This is a genomic window from Gordonia sp. WA4-43 (assembly GCF_020520305.1).
GTDB classification, from domain to species: domain Bacteria; phylum Actinomycetota; class Actinomycetes; order Mycobacteriales; family Mycobacteriaceae; genus Gordonia; species Gordonia hongkongensis.
Map to the genome: position 1 here is coordinate 645463 of NZ_CP084736.1, position 15546 is coordinate 661008.

The window sequence follows — 15546 nt, forward strand, 5'->3', positions numbered from 1 at the left end:
CTCCCGTACCCTCTGCTCCCTGAGGTGCGAGGAGCGATAGCGACGAGCCTCGAAGGGTCCAGCAACCAGGCCCCCCCAACCGACAGACTTCAACTCGACCTATGGACTTCGATCGAGGTCTACCGGTCGAGTTGAAGTCTGTCGGTCAACAAGGGAGTAGGTTCGCGCGAGACAACACAAACGACGCAGCGCAGCTGACCCTCTCACTACGGCACCCCTCGTGACGCTTTTCCGCGCGAACCGCGAACGTCCCCGACGGTGTCAGACGCCCGTGGCATCATGTCGGTTGATGAACGACGGGCAAGGTGAGAGTGGATCGTCGCGATCCGTCTCAGGGGTAACCCCTGGGTGCACTTCACAGCTGGTTCCTGCGTCCGACGCCGGCGCGCACGCTGCACGTGCCACACGGCGCCGCTGCTCAGTTCTGGTCACCCCATCCGTCGTTCATCATCACGTCAGCCCGCGACGCGACACGACGCCGTGACCGAACCGTTCCTGCAACCGCATGAGGCAGCGGAAGTCGCTGCGGCCTTCTCGCGCACGTATACCGCCTGGACGTGGCCGGAGATCCTGGCGGCGGTGACAGCGGTCCTGCCCGCTGAGGTCACCACCGACGTGGCCGCAGGCATCATCGAACTCTCGCCTCACGAACCGCGACATCCCGCGACCGTGATGATCCAGGCCCTCGCGCCGTGGACCCACCCGGCACCCCTCGCCGCTCAACCCGTCGTACTGCACGAACCACGTTCCGCGGGAACGGTGTCCGACGCTCTGCCCGATCTCTACGATGTCGAGCAGTTCGCGCACTGGCTCGACTTCACCGTGCCCGAGCTCGAATGGTTCGCCGACCGCGGCCAATGGCTACGAACGGCGCGCCCGCCGTTGCGTCACTACCGAATCTGGCGGCGTGAGAAGCGGGACGGTGTCCGGGTCATCGAAGCTCCGAAACCCCGTATGCGCGAGACACAGCGTCGCCTGCTCAGACGGTTGATTGAGCGCATTCCGGCGCATCCCGCAGCACGCGGCTTCATACCCGGATCGTCACCGGCTGCTTTCGCCTGGCCGCACACGGACCGTCCCGTGGTACTGCGCGTCGACCTCCGGCATTGCTTCGAGACGATCACCGTACCGCGCGTCCGAGCAGTGTTCCGGCAGGCCGGCTACCCGCCGCACATCGCCCGCCTGCTCGCCGAATTGTGCACCACGGCAACGCCTGTGGACGAACTCCGCGGTATCGATCACACGCACGCAGCACTCCTTCGGGAACGACACCTGCCGCAAGGTGCGCCGACCTCGCCGCATCTGGCGAACCTCGTGATGCGGCCGCTCGATCGGCGGCTCGACGGGTACGCCCGCCGTCACGGCCTCCGCTACACCCGCTACGGCGACGACCTCGCGATCTCGGGCGACGCGATGAACGCCGACCGCGCGCTGTGGACCGTGCTCCGCATCGTCGAAGACGAGCGATTCACCGTGCACCCGGAGAAGGTCCGGATCATGCACAGTCATCAGCGCCAACACCTTGCCGGTCTCGTCGTCAACGACCGTCCGCAGGTCGCCAGATCCGACTACGACAATCTGCGGGCCCTGCTCCACAACGCCCGCCGGCACGGGGCGTCGTCGCAGAATCACGACGAGCACCCGGACTTCCGCGCACACGTCTACGGACTCATCGCGTGGGTCGGTGCGACGGGGGAGACGCGCCGACGCCGGTTGCTGAACATGGCCCGCACCGTCGACTGGGACAGCTGACAACCTCTGAAGACGGACCAAACGCCCGAACCATCCCGAACCTCACACCGGCTGCGGTTCGCTGTGAGACCACTGTTACCTCGGCCTTCCCCGCAGCGCGCCCAGTCGCAATGCCGGTGCACCAAGGTCCGTGCATGGACAAACAACTGCTCGAACGCAGCCTGGCACTCGTCGACCTTCCCGACTCAGGCCTCACCGTTCGCTTCTACGAGATCCTGTTCGACCGCTATCCCACCGTTCGCGCCATGTTCGGCCGCGACACTCGAGCCCAGGCCGAAATGTTGCGCAGCGCCGTCGCCTCGGTCGTGGAGCATCTCGACGATCCCGAGTGGCTGACGACGACTCTGCACGCGTTGGGGCGACGACACGCCGGTCTCGGCGTCACCAGACCGATGTACACGGCGGTCGCGGAATGCATGATCGCCGCGATGAGCGAGATCGGCGGCGAGTCCTGGACCCCGGCCATGACGCTGGCCTGGGACCGCGCCCTCGGCGCGGTCGCGACGATCATGCTCGACGGCTATCCGGACGACGGCGTGGTCGACATCATGCCGGCCGATCGACGCAAACCCGGAGCCGCCTGACCCGCCCTTCGCCCGATCCCGGCGACGCCCGATCACTTCGACTCGCCACGGTCCCGTCGACCGACCCCACCGGAGAACGCGCGACCACCCTTCGACTGTCGACGACCGACGAGTCCACGTGGACCCGCACCGCCCGACTACACGGCCACGGCCCGGCCACCCTGAACCGCACGCCCTCCGCGATACGATCCCGCTCGGAAGTGAGGGCTCGTGACTGCTGCTGTAAACCCGCGACGTGCGCTGGATCGATACCTGGGATCAGCCCGGGCCCGGTGGGCGACACTCGCCGTCTTCCTCATCAGTTCGGCGGTCGCCATCGTCGTGCTGCCGAACCAACCGCCGGCCCCGTATCGCATCGATTTCGACGTCTACCGCATGGGCGGACAGGTCCTGCTCGACGGCGGCGACCTGTACGGCATCCTGCCCCGGCTCGCGGAAGGCTCGTACCTCCCGTTCACGTATCCACCGCTTGCCGCAGCGCTGTTCTCGATCTTCACGGTCGTTCCACTCAGCCTCGGTCAGGCCCTGTTCACCGCGATCTCCATCGGCTGCCTGCTGGTGGTGTGCCGCATCGTCCTGTCTAGCCTCGTCGAGCGGCCGGCGCACGAATTATGTTGGCTCGCAACGGCCGCCACGACGGTGGGCCTCTGGCTCGAACCCGTCCGCGACACCCTCAACTTCGGACAGATCAACATCGTGCTGATGACGCTCGTCGTCGTCGACGTACTGCTGGGCCGCGGCAAGTGGTGGAACGGGCTGCTCGTCGGACTCGCCATCTCGATCAAGCTCACCCCCGCGGTGTTCCTGCTGTTCTTCTTCGTCCGCCGGGACTGGCGCGCACTCGGCGTGGCCGCGGCGTCAGCGGTCGCCTACGCCGCCCTCGGCCATCTCCTGACACCGAACGACTCGCGCACCTACTGGACATCGACCCTCTTCGACACCGACCGCATCGGGAGTCCGCACTTCGCGAACAACCAATCGATCAAGGGTGAGCTCGGCAGGCTCGGCATCGAGTCCGACGTCGCGTGGTTCCTCGTCTCGCTGATCGTCGGCCTGTTCATCGCCTGGGTCGCGTGGCGTCTGCTGTCGGTTGCACCGGCGGGTCCACAACCGTCCGGCCCGCACGATGTCGCGGCACTGATGGCAGTCGCGTTCGCCGCGCTGTACTGCTCGCCGGTCGCGTGGGACCACAGCTGGGTCTGGGTGGTCCCGCTGCTGATCCTGTTGACCTTCCTCGCGACCAGGCCCGAGGCGTCGGCGATGTGGTGGTGGCTCGTCGGTTTCGGGCTCGTCATCTTCGCCGTCGCGCCGCATCAGCGAATCCCGCAGCGGTACGACGCCGAGTTGTCCTGGGTCTGGTGGCAGCATCTCGTCGGGTCGTCGTACCTTCTCTGGGGTCTGGCGGTGCTGGTCGCGCTGGGGGTCTCGGCTCCCCGCGTGCTGACGTCCCGACGGTCGGCCGACACGCTCGCACAACCTGCGTGAACACCCCGTCTGCAGACTCCTCTTGAAACAGACGCTAAAATCCGTTCCAATGGTGCATAGTGATGTGACGCACATCGGAACAACAGGGAGTGGCAGGTTCATGACGAGTCGGAAAAAGCAGATCCAGAGCGTGCTGGCGAAGGCGAGCAGCATGTACCCGAGCTCGGAGCGTCCGCTGGCCGAGCCGCCCGCCGGATCCGATCTCAAGCCGGTGATGGGTGACCCAGGGGTTCCGTGGCTCGGCAACACCCTCGAAGCGCTCGTCGACCCGCTCAAGTCGGCCATGGAACGGTTCGAACGCTACGGACAGGTCTCCTGGTCGGGTGCGCTGGGCATGAACATGGTCACCCTCGTCGGTCCGGACGCGATCGAAGCGGTGTGGATGAACCGCAAGAAGGCGTTCTCGAGCGAACTCGGCTGGGAACCGATGATCGGCCCGTTCTTCCGCCGGGGCGTGATGCTGATGGACTTCGACGAGCACATGCAGCACCGCCGCATCATGCAGCAGGCGTTCAGCCGCCCCCGCCTCACCGGCTACCTCGACATCATGACCCCGCACATCGAGAAGACCCTCGCCAACTGGGAGGTGGGCAACGGCTTCAAGATGTACTCCCGCACCAAGGACCTCACCCTGTCGCTGGCGACCGAGGTCTTCATGGGTGCCCACGTCAGCGAGTCCGAGGCCCACCGCCTGGAGCACGCCTTCGAGGCGGCGGTTCGCGGCGGTCAGGCGATCGTGCGCAAGGACGTCGGCAACTGGACCTGGGCCAAGGGGCTCCGGGGCCGCGAGGTGTTGCAGGAGTACTTCCGCTCCGAGATCCCGCTGCGTCGCGGCAACGACGCCGACGACCTGTTCAGTGTGCTCTGCAACGCCGAGAGCGACGAGGGCGAGACGTTCTCCGACGAGGACATCGTCAACCACATGATCTTCGTGATGATGGCTGCACACGACACCAGCACCATCGCGCTGTCGATGATGACCTACTTCCTCGGCAAGCACCCCGAGTGGCAGCAGCGCCTGCGCGAGGAGTCTCTCGCCCTCGACAAGCCGACGATCGATTACGACGACGTCGACAAGCTCCCCAGCATGGAGCTGGCCTTCAAGGAGACGCTGCGCCTCAACGCCCCGGTCGGGATGCTCTTCCGCATGGCGATCGAGGACACCGAGGTCTGCGGCCATTACATCCCGAAGGGCACGCTGCTCGGCATCCACCCGTGGGCGACGATGCTGCGCAAGGAATGGTGGCCCAACCCCACCCACTTCGACCCCGAACGCTTCTCGCCGGAGCGCCGCGAGGACAAGGTCCACCGCTTCGCATGGGCACCCTTCGGCGGCGGTGCCCACAAGTGCATCGGCCTGTATTTCGGTGGCATGGAGGTGAAGTCGATCCTGCACCAGATGCTCCAGCGCTTCGAATGGGACGTCCCGGCCGGTTACCGCCCGGAACTCACCTACGGCACCGGTCCGACCCCCGCCGACGGCCTCCCGATCAACCTGCGGCACCGCAAGATCTGACGGTTCCTCACACCCGAGGAGCGAGCCGCTCCACCGCTCCCCGGGGGTGCGAGTAGCGCAGGCACCATCCCACCGCTCTCCGGGGTGCGAGCAGCGCGAGCACCGGCCCACCGCTCTCCGGGGTGCGAGTAGCGCGAGCACCGGCCCACCGCTCTCCGGGGTGCGAGTAGCGCAAGCACCAACCCACCGCTTCCCGGGGTGCGAGCAGCGCAAGCACCAGCCCACCGGTCTCCGGGGTGCGAGTAGCGCAAGCACCAACCCACCGCTCCCTGAGGTGCGAGGAGCGATAGCGACGAGCCACGAAGGGTCCCAGTCGATCTCACGGCTGGGGCCTTCGTGGTTCGCTGCTCGTGCAACTCAAGGTCAGGAGTAGACAGGCGCAAAAGAAATTCTCATCCCCCTGAGCACGATCGAAGGGAAATATGCCCTTCGATCACGCTGAGAGGGACGCGTTTTGGCACGCCAGAGGTCCAACTGTGCGCAACCGCAGACCCCAACGGGTGAAGAGCGACGGCGACGACCTCAGCAGAGCCCCTCCCCGCTGATTGAGCCGGCACCGAGCGAAGCCGCCGGGCCGAGCAAGCGACGAAGGAGCGCGTCGAGGTCGAGAAGTCCACCCCCCGCTGATGAGCCGGCACCGAGCGGAGCGAGGAGTCCACCCCGCTGATTGAGCCGGCACCGAGCGGAGCGAGGAGCCGTGTCGAAATCACCTGGTGACCCGAAGTCACCAAGTGACTCCGCGCGACAACCCCTACGACGCCCCGAGAATGCTGATCTCGAAGACGAGGGTGTCGCCGACCTCGATGTTCGCCTGCGGATTGCCCTGCGCGTAACCGTCGGCCGACGTCATGGCGACGCCCACCTTCGACCCGACCTTCTGTCCCGCGATGGCCTTGCTGAACCCGGGGATCACGCCGTCGAGCGGGAAGGTCACGGGGGAGCCGTTTGCGTAGGCGCTGTCGAAGGTCTCGCCGGTGCGGCCGTTCACGCCGACATAGCAGACCGACACCGACGCGGTGTCCGGCACGACGGCGCCGTCACCCTCGACGAGCGTCTTGACCTGGGTCTCGTCGACGCTGAACGGATTCTCGACAGTGATGTTGGGGGCTTCGGTCGCGGTGGACGCGACCATCTGCAATCCACCGGTGGTGCCCTGCTCGGTCCACTGCGGCGTGGCATCGGCGTTCGCGGGTGCGGTCGGGCAGCTCTCGGCCCCCGCTACCGGGGTCTCGGCGCCGCCGGTCGCCGCGGTCGCGGTGGGTTCGGTTGTGCCCGAGCCGGAATCGGAGTCGGAGCTGCAACCGGCGACAGCCAGGACGAGAGCGGTGCCGAGGGCGAGGGTCACGTTCTTGATGTTCACCCTCGGAACGCTACCCGAGGCGCGGCCCCTCACCGAGAGCCTCGACCGGCCAACAGTCGAGCAGCGCGCTCGAGATCGGCCCGAACGGCTTGCGCGGCCGGCCATCGCGTCGCAGTCAGCGCCAGCCCACCGATCGCGGGCACCGTCAGCACCGCCTCGGCATGCACGTCGGTGCCCCCATCCCGGCCGCCCCCGTCGCGTTCGGCGAACGTCAACGTGAGGACCGCGTCAACGGACCGCCACCGTCCGATCTCCTGCCACCGTCGACGGGACTCACAGGCGGTCACCTCCATCCGCGGCGACACCCCGGGTACGACGGTGACGTCGGTCCAGCTGGTGCCGACGTCACCCGCCCGGTCACCGATCGGCCGCAGGTCGTCGATGCGGCGCAGACTCGACTGCCATTCCGGTCGATTCGCCGGGTCGGCGAGGTAGTCGAAGGTGACCTCGATCGGGGCGTCGAACGAGACCACCGTGTCGATGACGGTGAAGCGGGCGGGGGAGAGCATCAGTGGATGAGCCCCGCGAGCTGCTCGACCTCGGCGACGCTGCCCGGCGACACGAGCATCATCGTCACCCCGCACGACTCCCAGACCTTGATCTGTTCACGCACGTGGTCCAGGTCGCCGACGATTGCCGAGTCGTCCACGACGGCATCGGGGATGATCTGCGCCGCTTCGTCTTTGCGGTTGCTGCGGAAGAGTGCGGTCACCTCGTCGACGACGTCGGAGTAGCCCATCCGGCGGTACACCTCGGCATGGAAGTTGGTGTCCTCGCTGCCCATCCCGCCCATGTACAGCGCCAGGAACGGCTTGATCGCGGCGTAGGTACCTTCGCGGTCATCGGTGACGACGATCTGGGCGGTCGCGCAGATCTCGAAGTCCTCGCGACTGCGTCGTGCACCCGGGCGGGCGAATCCCTCGTCGAGCCACTCGTTGTACGTGTCGGCCATGCGCGGCGTGTAGAACAGCGGCAACCACCCGTCGGCGATCTCCGCGGCGAGCGCGACGTTCTTCGGCCCCTCGGCACCGAGCATGACGGGGATGTCGCTGCGCAGCGGGTGTGTGATCGGCTTGAGCGTCTTGCCCAGTCCCGATGCGCCCTCCCCGTCGAACGGCAGGGGATAGTGCGGTCCGGCGCTGCTGACCGGCGCCTCGCGCGCCCACACCTGACGCATGATGTCGATGTACTCGCGGGTCCGGGCCAGCGGCTTGGCGAACTTCTGCCCGTACCAGCCTTCGACGACCTGCGGTCCCGACACACCCAGCCCGACGATGTGCCGACCGCCGGACAGGTGGTCGAGGGTCAGCGCGGCCATCGCACACGCGGTGGGGGTGCGGGCCGAGAGCTGCAGCACCGACGTCCCGAGCCGGACACGGTCCGTCGACGACCCGAGCCAGGCCAGCGGGGTGTAGGCGTCGGATCCCCAGGCCTCGGCGGTGAAGATGCTGTCGAAACCGGACTCCTCGGCCGCGGCGACGATCTCGGCGTGGTGGGTCGGCGGTTGCGCGCCCCAGTAGCCCAGTTGCAGACCGAGTTTCACCGGCTGACCCCCTCGGACTCCGCAGTGTTCCCTGACTCCGCGGCGGCCTCGGCGGCGATCTGATCGAACTGCGCGCCCATCGCCGCGGCGACGGCCTGTGCTCCCGACAGCGGCCGAACCATGACCATGAGGTCGTCGATCTTGCCGTCATCGTTGACGTGAATGAAGTCGCAGCCGGTGATCTTCTTCCCGTCGACCACGGCTTCGAAGACGAGCGCCGAGTCGCGTCCGCCGGCGTCGTTGATCTCTCGGATATAGCGGAAGTCCTCGAAGACCCGCAGCACGCCCCGCAGGATGGCCGACGTGATGGCCTTGCCCGGATACGGCTTGAACGCGACCGGACTGGTGAAGACCACATCGTCGGCGAGCAGGGCCCTCATGGCCTGCTCGTCACGCGCCTCGACGGCCTCTCGGAACTGCTTCATGCGTCGACCTCCCTGTCGATGATCCTGCGTCGACGCTAGTGGATGCCGGGCCGGTTGCGGACGGAAGGCGAGGGGCCAGCAGGACGACCAGCGCCGTCGCCAGCATTGCGATGCCCACCCAACCGGTCGCGGTGATGGATTCCGACAGCACTCCGACGGCCAGCGCGGTCGCGACGGCAGGCTCGATCAGGGTGATGGTGGTGGCGGTCGAACTGTCGATCCGACCGAGTCCACGACTGAACAGCACGTACCCGAGGAACTGCGGAACCAGGACGAGGTAGGCGAGAACGCCGAGGGTTTCGGGGTGCGCGACCACGGCCGGTACCCCGACCGCGACGATCGGCAGCAGGAACACTCCGCCCAGACCCATGACGGTCCCGGCCGCGGCGCCGCGTGGCACCGACCTGTTCATGAGCCGACGCATCGCCCACGACAGCCCGGCGTAGGTGACACCCGCGAGCAGGCCGAGGCCGACACCGAGCGCCGCCGACGAGCTCCCGCCGAGTGCGTCCGAATGCGACGACTCGCTGCGCGACAACGCCAACGCCGCACTGCCGACGATGCCGAGCGCGCACGCGATGGTCCACCGCAGGGTCAACCTCCGCCCGTCGGCCACGCGCTCGATGACCGCCGACACCAGCGGTGCCGACGCCAACGACACGACGGTTCCGAGCGCGACGCCGCCGACCCGCATCGACCCGAAGAAGCAGAGTGGGTAGATCAGCACGCAGATCCCACCGAGAAGAGTGAACCGCCCCGGGTCTGTCGGAGGCTCTCGAACCTGTGAAGGATGGAGAGCATGGCAGCACCACGCAAGTACAGTGAGGAACTCAAGGACCGGGCCACCCGGATGGCATGTGAAGCGCGACAAGATCCCGATTCGTCGAGAGGTGCGATCAAGCGGATCGCCGATCAGCTCGGAGTCCATCCCGAGGCGTTGCGCAATTGGGTTCGTCAGGCCGAGATCGACGGCGCGGTCCGCCCGGGCACCACGAGTGAGGACGCTGACCGCATCGCGGCGTTGGAGCGGGAGAACCGTGAACTGCGGCGAGCGAACACGATCTTGAAGCAGGCTTCGGCTTTCTTTGCGGCGGAGATCGACCGCCCACAGCGCTGATCGTGGAGTTCGTCGCGGCTCACCGCGATGAACACGGAGTCGATCCGATCTGTGCGGCATTGCGCGATACGTCCGCCCAGATCGCTCCGTCCACGGTACGAGCCCACCTGAGCCCCCAGAAGACCGAGGCGCCTCGTGTGGTGCGTGACCGGGAGCTCCTTACCCAGGTCCGCGCGGTGCATGCCGACAACCTCGGCGTCTACGGTGCCCGCAAGGTGCATGCCCAATTGCGCAGACAGGGCCATAGTGTTGCCCGCTGCACCGTCGAGCGATTGATGAAAGCCAATGGGCTGCAAGGGATAGCGAGACTCAAGACACGCAAGACCACGCGCAGCGAGGGAGCTGAAACACCCCGGCCGGCTGACCGGGTCAACCGTCAGTTCACCGCGGCGGCACCGAACGCGTTGTGGGTGGCGGACCTGACCTACATCCGCACCCACTCGGGCTGGGTGTACGCGGCGTTCGTCCTGGACGTGTTCTCGCGGATGGTCGTCGGCTGGCAGGTCTCGACCACCATGCACACCGACCTCGCCCTCGACGCCCTGAACATGGGATTGTGGGCACGGTCGCGTGCCGGCCACGACGTGGCCGGGCTGATCCACCACTCCGACCGCGGAGTGCAATACCGAGCCATCCGCTACACCGAACGACTGGCCGAAGCCGAAGCGGTGACATCTGTTGGCTCCAAAGGGGATTCATACGACAACGCGATGGCTGAGGCGTTCAACTCGCTGTTCAAAGCCGAATGCATCCGTAACCCCGTGATGCGCCCGCGAGGCGGCTGGGCAGGTGTGGGCGAGGTCGAGATCGCCGTCGCTGAGTACGTCGAATGGTTCAACCACCGCCGCCTGCACGGCGAGATCGGACACGTCCCACCCGTCGAGTACGAGAGCGCCTACTGGTCGACCCACACCGTCACCAGCTACCGTGAGAACCCGGTCCCCGCAAACGCTGGAACCAACTAACCGAGCCTCCAGCAAACCCGGGGCGATTCAGAGCGACCCGCCACTGTGCCGTCACCGACGACCACGCGGCTCGAATCCCGCGGGCGTTGACCGCCGCCTGCAACAAGCCGCCGCCACACATGGCCACGGCGCCGACGGTCACGGCACTGAGCTCGGGCGCCATCGCCGCGGCGGTACCCGAGGTGCCCCACAGGATCGCGGTGAGGGCGACCGCCAGCATCCCGATGCGTTCGGTCCGACGGGACTCGCTCATCTGTGGGTGCCGACCGGCGACGCCGGATGGGGGTGTCGCGCATAGAACTCGAGGTGCCGACGTGCCGCGTCGTCCCATGTGAGAGATGCGGCCAGGTGTCGGCCCGATGCGATGCGATCAGTGTCTGGGACGAGGGAGGCGTCGAGGGCGTCGGCCAGTTCGGCGACGGTCGAGGCGTAGGAGACGGAGTCGCCGAATACCTCGCGCAGGATGGGGAGGTCGCGCGCGACGACGGGACGCCCCGCGGCGAGGGCTTCCATCGCGGCCAGGCCGAAGCCTTCCTTCACCGATGGGAACGCGAACACCTGGCAGGCGGCGACGAGTGCCGGCAGGTCGTCGTCGGGCACGTTGCCGAGGACGACCGGTTCGACGTCGAGTTCGGCTCGCCGACGGTCGAAGTCGGCACGGTAGTCGCGGTAGTCGAACAGGGTCTCGCCGCCCGCGAAGACGAGCTTCAGTCCCGGGTGACGTTCGCGCAGTACGGCATACGCCTCCAGAAGGTCGATGCTGCCCTTGCGCGGTTCGATTCCGCCGACGGCGAGCACGTAGTCGCCCAGCTGATCCGACCAGCGTCGTCGTGCCTCGAGGGACTTGGGGGAGTCCGACGCCGCGCCCGCGAAGCGTTCGTACGCAACGCCATTCGGGATCACCGTCGGATGCAAGTCCCAGCCCTGCTCGACCTCATCCGCGACCGCTCGAGACACACAGATCCGCGCGTACGGGTTGACCACCGCCTTCTCGTGGCAGTCGACGAGGATGGGCGTCGTGAACTCGTCGAGATGGTGGATCGTGCGGATGGACGTCCCGACGGCGTTGGCGCTGATGCAGTCCTGGGCGTGCACGATGTCGAAGTCGGCCGGGTCGAAGGCGGCCCGCAGGGTGTCGATGGACCGCACGATGCGTTGGGTGATCGTCTCGTTCTCCTGGTCGGGGAACGGTACGAGCCGCACCCGCACAGCCGGATCCACCGCGCGGAAGAAGCCCTCGTCGCCACCGCGGGCGAGCGACCACACCGTGACGTCGGCGCCGAGCCGGGTCATCGCCTCGGCCAGGTTCAAGGTATGGACCACGCCGCCACGGGGTTTCGTCGAATAGGTCAGGAGAGCGATGCGCAGATTCTGCGTACGGCTCATCGCTGGTCCGCCGGCGTCGTCGACCGGTAGGTGTCCGGCCGGAGTTCCGCGAGGTGACTCAGGACGCGCCGCGCCCGGTCGACTTCAGCATCGACATCGACTGTCACCGTGGCCATTCCGCCTTTCGATCGGGTGGTCGCCAGAATGTCACCGCCGGGTCCGACGACCTTGGCCTGTCCGAGGAAGCGTAGTGATCCCATGACCCCGGTCTGGTTCGACGACACGACGAACACCTGGTTCTCCGCGGCGCGGGCGCAGTCGTAGAGGTCGAACAGGCGGGACTGGCGGTCGGCGGGCAGGCGTGCGGCGCGGTCGGTGACGCTGGCGGGCCACGCGGACAGTGCCGCGATGATCCGCGCGCCGTCGAGCGCGAGCGTGCGGGCCGACTCCGGGAACGTCTTGTCGTAGTCGATCAGCATGCCCAGACGGCCGACCGGGGTGTCGAAGGAGCCGAACTGATCGCCCGCCGCGTAGGCGAGGGCCTCGCCGGCGGGTTGATGGACCTTGCGGTGCGTGCCGAGGACACCGTCTCCGGTGACACAGACGGCGGTGTTGAACCGCTGGTCGTCGACGGCTTCGGTGTACCCGATGCACACGGTCATGTCACCGGCGGCGGCCGCGATCGCCGCGAGTTCCGGACCGTCCGGTTGCAGCGCCGGCGGCAGTTCGGCCGGGTCGGGTTGTCGAAGATCGCCGAGGTATCCGCCCAGTGAGCCGTCGGGGAAGACGAGGAGGTCGACGCCGTCGCGCGCCGCGGAGTCGACGATGCCGACCGCTTTGGCGACACCGCGTTCCACGTCGCGTCCGAAGTGCGCGGCGAGGGCGCCGAGGGTGACCGTCCTCATGGGCGAAGGGTACCGGTCGAATCCGTCGGCGGGCCGGGTCGCCGGGGAATCATGCGACGCCCAGTCCGGTGACCGTCGACGCGACGGCGACAGTCGTCTCGCCGTCGGGCCACCGCAGCCGCACGCCCGGTTGAGCGGTCAGCCGGCCGCAATCGGCGGTCGTCACCGGCTCGGGTGCAGGGACGTCGCGTCGAGCACCCGCCCGGTCGGTGCTGAGCATGGCATAACCGGGGAAGCAGGTGAGCCACGCACCCATCGACGCGTCGTCGGGCCGCGGCACTGCTGTCACGTCCACCTCTGCACCGGTTCCCGACGCTTCGGCGAGCATGCCGAGCGTGCCGACGATCCCGGCCATGCTGACGTCTTTGGCCGACTCTGGGCGAACGTTCGCGAGGTGTGATGCCATGGCGCACAGTTCGTCACTGCTGCGTGAACTCGTCGAGTCCCACTGACGGTCGTGATAGCCGGGTCGCCAGGAGCCGCCGAGGTCGGCGTGCAGGGTGACGGTGTCGCCGACCCGGCCACCGCCGGCGGGCAGGGGACTGGGCGTCGTGCCCAGCGCAGTCACCGACAGAGCCGACGGCACACCCACCTGGGTGTGACCGCCGAGCACGGGTGTCCGCCACGCCGCTGCGGCCGAGCTGATCCCGCGGATGATGCGGGTGAGATGCGACGTCGTGGGCGCGCCGACGGCGTCGAGCAGGCCGAGCGGTCGGGCACCCATCGCGCTGAGGTCGTTGAGGTTGACGAGCACCGAACACCAACCGGCCCACTCGGGATCGCGTTCGATCATCGACGGGATGATCGCGTCACAGGCCGCGATCACGTCGGTGCCGGGCAGCGGTACGCCGTCGTCGCCACGGAATCCAGCAGCTCCGAGACCGCCCGGTTGGTCTGCGAACGGCGCGAGTGCCTCGGCGAGAACTGCTTTCGTCCCGTCGACTGTGCGTTGAATTCGGTTGAGTGGGTAGCCCATCTCCCGATGTGACCGCTCATTGATCACCGGGCCTGGCCCGCGGTCCTGCCAGCCGAGCCTCGAGAACATCGGTACGTACCGATCCTGGACGGTGGCGTCGAACCGCAGGGCGCCCAGTTGTTCGACGTGCGCGCACGCCGCCCGCACGAGTGCCGGCCCGATCCCGGCTGCCAGGCCAGGGTCGGCGACGACGAGCCGCGACCCAAACCACCATCCGATGTCGGTGTGCTCGGACCCCGCCCACGGCGTGGCGGCGATCCGCACGCCACCCGCGATCGTCCCGTCGGGCAGTGTCGCGATCAGGACGGTGGTGCGCGGGTCGTCGTCGATGTCATCGACGTCGGTGCGGTCGAAAAGCGCCTGCCGATCGACGAATTCGCGGTGCCGCAGCACGCGATACGCCGCATATTCTCGCGGGCTGTCCGCGACGGTGATCAGAAACTCCGACCGCGGCGTCGTGCGCGGCAGCCCGGACAGGATCGACAGCTCGCCCCGTGACAGCACGTCAGCCTCCGACCGTCGGCAGGACGCTACAGGCACCGCAGGCCGCGCATCCCGCTCGCTGGTCCGACCCGGACATCCCGATGAAGCTCAGATGACCGGCCACCTCGCGAGTGATCTTCTCGACGATCGTGGGGTCGGGTGCCGGGGCGTTGTCGACGTCGACGGCGAGAGTCCCCCCGTGACGCCGGAACGGCACGATGAAGGGATACACGCCCATATCGGCGAGTTCCTTGGCGCCGGCGATCATCTCGTCGGTGTCCTCGCCGAGACCGACGAGCAGGTAGGTCGACACCTGGTTGCGCCCGAACACCCGGACCGCCTCGGCCCACGCCGCCCGGTACTCCGACATCGGTACCGTCGACTTGCCGGGCATCCAGCGACGCCGCACGTCGTCGTCGAGGGATTCGACGTGGATACCGATGGCGTCCGCACCGGCCTCGCGGAGTTCGGTCAGGACGGTCAGATCGGCGGGTGGTTCGCACTGGACCTGGATCGGTAGTTCCGGCACGGCCGCCTTGATCGCTCGGACGCACCGGGCGAGATGACGGGCCCCGCGGTCGCGTCCACCACTGGTGCCGGTGGTCATGACCATGTTGGTGACGCCGTCGAGATCGACAGCCGCATGGGCGACTTCCGCGAGCTGCTCGGGCTTCTTCACCGCAATCGTCGAGCCGGACTTCAGCGACTCCTCGATCGAACAGAACCGGCACCGCTGGTCCTCGGCGTAGCGGATACAGGTCTGCAAGACGGTCGTCGCCAGCACATTCCGGCCGTGCAGGCGGGCGATCTTCTCGTAGCTCACCCCGTCCGCGGTCTGCAGGTCGTAGAACCGGGGACGCCCGATGGCGCTGACCTCGACACCGATGTCGACCCCGTCGTACAGGACGCGATCACCGTCGAAGACGAACGGGCTCCGCGGGTTCCGCGGGATCGCGGCATGCAACCCGTCGACCATGAGGTGGCCGTCGTCGCTGGGCCCGGCGCCCCCGGTGCGCTGCACCGGCGGCTCCCCGCGAATACCGAGCAACGCCAGGTCAACTCGTGTCGATACCGTCATGGGTACTCCTTAGAAGAATGAACTATGTGCT

13 protein-coding genes, 2 pseudogenes and 1 other annotated feature are annotated in these 15546 nt (G+C 67.6%); of the genes and pseudogenes, 5 read left to right on the forward strand and 10 right to left on the reverse strand.

Features of this window, described 5'->3' with window-relative positions; all coding sequences use genetic code 11:
- Window positions 1–480: 480 nt before the first annotated feature.
- From LEL84_RS03010 to LEL84_RS03025, 4 genes are all read left to right on the forward strand, one after another.
- Window positions 481–1752, forward strand: a complete 1272-nt coding sequence (locus LEL84_RS03010) for a reverse transcriptase family protein (protein WP_226513292.1) — start codon at window positions 481–483, stop codon at window positions 1750–1752.
- Between the two features lie 134 nt (window positions 1753–1886).
- Window positions 1887–2336 (forward strand): globin domain-containing protein, encoded by a 450-nt coding sequence (locus LEL84_RS03015; protein WP_226513293.1) that lies wholly within the window; start codon window positions 1887–1889, stop codon window positions 2334–2336.
- A 210-nt stretch (window positions 2337–2546) separates the two neighbouring features.
- Window positions 2547–3821 carry a glycosyltransferase 87 family protein gene (locus LEL84_RS03020; RefSeq protein WP_226513294.1) on the forward strand — a complete coding sequence of 425 codons (1275 nt, stop codon included), beginning with the start codon at window positions 2547–2549 and terminating at the stop codon, window positions 3819–3821.
- 100 nt (window positions 3822–3921) lie between these two features.
- Window positions 3922–5337: a cytochrome P450 gene (locus tag LEL84_RS03025; protein WP_171011693.1), complete on the forward strand. Its 1416-nt coding sequence runs from the start codon at window positions 3922–3924 to the stop codon at window positions 5335–5337.
- Window positions 5338–6088: 751 nt separating this feature from the next.
- On the opposite strand, the gene LEL84_RS03030 is transcribed toward LEL84_RS03025, so the two are convergent.
- The 5 genes and pseudogenes from LEL84_RS03030 to LEL84_RS03050 form a co-directional block, all read right to left on the reverse strand.
- On the reverse strand, window positions 6089–6697 hold the full coding sequence (locus LEL84_RS03030; RefSeq protein WP_137810810.1) for an FKBP-type peptidyl-prolyl cis-trans isomerase: 609 nt from the start codon (window positions 6695–6697) through the stop codon (window positions 6089–6091).
- Between the two features lie 29 nt (window positions 6698–6726).
- Window positions 6727–7206, reverse strand: a complete 480-nt coding sequence (locus tag LEL84_RS03035) for an SRPBCC family protein (protein WP_171011694.1) — start codon at window positions 7204–7206, stop codon at window positions 6727–6729.
- Window positions 7206–8240 carry an LLM class F420-dependent oxidoreductase gene (locus LEL84_RS03040; protein ID WP_226513295.1) on the reverse strand — a complete coding sequence of 345 codons (1035 nt, stop codon included), beginning with the start codon at window positions 8238–8240 and terminating at the stop codon, window positions 7206–7208. The genes LEL84_RS03035 and LEL84_RS03040 overlap by 1 nt, the downstream gene beginning before the upstream one ends.
- Window positions 8237–8665, reverse strand: a complete 429-nt coding sequence (locus LEL84_RS03045; protein WP_065631913.1) for a nuclear transport factor 2 family protein — start codon at window positions 8663–8665, stop codon at window positions 8237–8239. The genes LEL84_RS03040 and LEL84_RS03045 overlap by 4 nt, the downstream gene beginning before the upstream one ends.
- Window positions 8631–9419 (reverse strand): annotated as a pseudogene (locus LEL84_RS03050) (DMT family transporter); the annotation flags it as partial. The pseudogene LEL84_RS03050 and the gene LEL84_RS03045, both read right to left, overlap by 35 nt.
- Window positions 9420–9464: 45 nt before the next feature.
- Between LEL84_RS03050 and LEL84_RS03055 the strand changes: the two are divergent.
- A protein-coding gene (locus tag LEL84_RS03055) for an IS3 family transposase (protein ID WP_226513296.1) occupies window positions 9465–10747 on the forward strand; the annotation gives its coding sequence in 2 pieces (ribosomal slippage) (window positions 9465–9753 and window positions 9753–10747; 1284 coding nt in all).
- Window positions 9743–9871: a sequence feature (AL1L pseudoknot), on the forward strand. (Overlaps the previous gene by 129 nt.)
- Before the next feature lie 28 nt (window positions 10748–10775).
- On the opposite strand, the pseudogene LEL84_RS03060 reads toward LEL84_RS03055, so the two are convergent.
- The 5 genes and pseudogenes from LEL84_RS03060 to LEL84_RS03080 all read right to left on the reverse strand — a co-directional run.
- A pseudogene (locus LEL84_RS03060) lies at window positions 10776–11000 on the reverse strand (EamA/RhaT family transporter); the annotation flags it as partial.
- The gene (locus LEL84_RS03065; RefSeq protein ID WP_226513297.1) at window positions 10997–12133 is read right to left on the reverse strand and encodes an MSMEG_0565 family glycosyltransferase; all 1137 of its coding nucleotides are present in this window, start codon (window positions 12131–12133) and stop codon (window positions 10997–10999) included. The gene LEL84_RS03065 and the pseudogene LEL84_RS03060, both read right to left, overlap by 4 nt.
- Window positions 12130–12978, reverse strand: coding sequence for a carbon-nitrogen hydrolase family protein (locus LEL84_RS03070; RefSeq protein ID WP_226513298.1), 849 nt, complete (start codon window positions 12976–12978; stop codon window positions 12130–12132). The genes LEL84_RS03065 and LEL84_RS03070 overlap by 4 nt, the downstream gene beginning before the upstream one ends.
- Before the next feature lie 49 nt (window positions 12979–13027).
- Complete coding sequence (locus tag LEL84_RS03075) at window positions 13028–14458, reverse strand: MSMEG_0567/sll0787 family protein (RefSeq protein WP_226513299.1); 1431 nt, start codon at window positions 14456–14458, stop codon at window positions 13028–13030.
- A gap of 1 nt (window position 14459) precedes the next feature.
- Window positions 14460–15515: an MSMEG_0568 family radical SAM protein gene (locus LEL84_RS03080; protein ID WP_226513300.1), complete on the reverse strand. Its 1056-nt coding sequence runs from the start codon at window positions 15513–15515 to the stop codon at window positions 14460–14462.
- Window positions 15516–15546 lie beyond the last annotated feature (31 nt).